Here is a 2,102-nt window from a genome sequence, read left to right as displayed (position 1 = left end):
GGCCGCACTCATGACCGGCTGGGCTCGGTTAATCCTGCATGCCGCGCCCATGAGGTTACTTGTCCGGAGTGCGTCGAGCACAACGAGGAGATGTAGTTCACGATCTTTGAAAAGCGTGGTCAACCATCCAAAGTGTGGATGCCTTTCATCGAAACAAACGATTTCATCAATGTTCTGGAATCCTGCATGGGCAGAAGCACCTGATGGACACCGATGCCCCCACTGCCTCATGGCGTGGCGAGCGTCTTAAGAAACCGCCCGAAAGGAGATTTTTCATGCGCTCTACCGGGCAGTGGAGTGCTGGGAAAGGGAGTTGCAACTGACCGGCCATGTCAAACTGTCCGACTTCTTCCGAGCCTATGGACAGACCGGGAGACGCGCACGTGTAGCGGCTCACATCGTCATACTGCACCTACGCCACACACCGGCCGGACCTGATCCGGCTTTATGAGCATTGGGTTTTGTCAGTTGCCCAAGCGTGATGGCTTTCGCGACGCGGCGCGCCTCAGGAACTGAGCCGCGTCCAGGTCGAAACGCGGGAAAGAAAGACAGGAAACAGAATGGCCGATCAATTCGCAACGGACGTCATTGCCCTGATCAAGAAACGCGCCGAGTCGGAGAGCGGTGAGGGAATGCCTGCGTCATTCGTCGGCGAGATAACAATCGCCACGGAACTGGACGCGCTCGGGTTCGATTCGCTGGGTTTGGCGGACGTCCTCTGGGATGTGGAGCAGGCCTACGGCATCAAGATCGACATGAACACGGCCGATGCCTGGTCCAATCTCAAGAATGTCGGCGACGTCGTGGAAGCCGTCCGCGGCTTGCTTGCGAAGGAGGCTTGAATGGACAGGCGCGTCGTTATCACCGGAGTGGGCGGCCTGTGCGGACTGGGCACCGAGGCCGCCTCTATGTGGAAAGAGATGCGCGAAGGCCGCTCCGCCATCGGCCCGATCGCCAATTCCGAGCTTCATGACCTGGAGGGCATGACCGGCGCTGAGATCAAGGCGCTGCCCCAGCACGACATCAACCGGGGGCATCTCATCTCCATGGACCGCTTCAGCTTGCTCGCCGTGCTTGCAGCGCGCGAAGCCATGCGGCAGGCCGGACTTTCCTGCGACGAGGGGAATGCCCATCGCTTCGGCGCGACAGTGGGCGTCGGATTTACCGGTTCGTACGCAACAGAACAAACTTACCGCTCACTGCTTTTGGGTAGCGCAATCCGTGCTGAACTCTTCACTGGAGTAAAGGTGATGCCCAGCGCCGCTTCCGTCCATCTTAGCTTGAGCCTCGGCTTGCGCGGGCCGGTCTTCGGGGTGACCTCCGCATGTGCCTCGGCCAACCATGCGATCGCCTCGGCGGTGGACCAGATCAAGCTGGGCCGGGCCGACGTAATGGTTTCCGGAGGCAGCGACGCACCCTTCGCATGGGGCGTGCTGAAAGCATGGGAAGCAATGCGCGTGCTTTCACCCGATACCTGCCGGCCCTTCTCCGCCGATAGGAAGGGCCTGGTGCTGGGCGAGGGTGCGGGCATGGCCGTGCTGGAAAGCTACGAGCATGCCACGAGGCGTGGTGCCACAATTCTTGCCGAGATCGCCGGCGTCGGCCTTTCCGCCGATGCCTTCCACATTGCCGCGCCATCTGTCGAGGGGCCAGCGTCGGCGATGCGCGCCTGCCTTGCCGATGCCGGGCTGAATGCCGAGGACGTCGACTATCTCAACGCGCACGGCACCGGTACCAAGAGCAATGATCAGACTGAAACGGCGGCGATCAAGCGTGTGTTTGGAAACCACGCTTATTCGATGTCCATCTCTTCCACCAAGTCCACGCACGCGCATTGCCTCGGCGCAGCGAGCGCGCTTGAAATGATCGCCTGCGTGATGGCAATCCAAGAGGACGTCGTGCCGCCGACCGCCAACTATCGCGAGCCAGATCCCGCTTGCGACCTCGACATCACACCCAATGTGCCGCGCGAGCGCAAGGTGCGCGTCGCCATGAGCAACGCCTTCGCCATGGGCGGTACGAACGCAGTTCTGGCATTCAGGCAGGTGTAGAAGCCATGCAAGACGCCTCATTCGAGGTCACCTGTCGTATCTAGCTGCTTG

At 60.8% G+C, this 2,102-nt stretch carries 2 protein-coding genes; both read left to right on the top strand.

Annotation, left to right across the window (positions count from 1 at the left end; genetic code table 11):
- The first annotated feature begins 560 nt into the window (after positions 1-560).
- Entirely contained in the window at positions 561-842 is a 282-nt protein-coding gene (locus EN879_RS33260) for an acyl carrier protein (RefSeq protein WP_029356603.1), read from the top strand.
- Positions 843-2,051, top strand: a complete 1,209-nt coding sequence (locus EN879_RS33255) for a beta-ketoacyl-[acyl-carrier-protein] synthase family protein (protein WP_063169402.1) — start codon at positions 843-845, stop codon at positions 2,049-2,051.
- Positions 2,052-2,102: the final 51 nt, after the last annotated feature.

Origin of the sequence: Mesorhizobium sp. M7A.F.Ca.AU.002.02.1.1 (assembly GCF_003998535.1) — a bacterium.
In the GTDB taxonomy this organism is placed as follows: domain Bacteria; phylum Pseudomonadota; class Alphaproteobacteria; order Rhizobiales; family Rhizobiaceae; genus Mesorhizobium; species Mesorhizobium ciceri.
This window is presented reverse-complemented; position numbering and strand designations above follow the sequence as displayed.

Excerpts from the sequence above, each read along its gene's own strand:
- EN879_RS33260 (WP_029356603.1), top strand. The coding sequence starts at position 561 with ATGGCCGATCAATTCGCAACGGACGTCATTGCCCTGATCAAGAAACGC.
- EN879_RS33255 (WP_063169402.1), top strand. The coding sequence starts at position 843 with ATGGACAGGCGCGTCGTTATCACCGGAGTGGGCGGCCTGTGCGGACTG.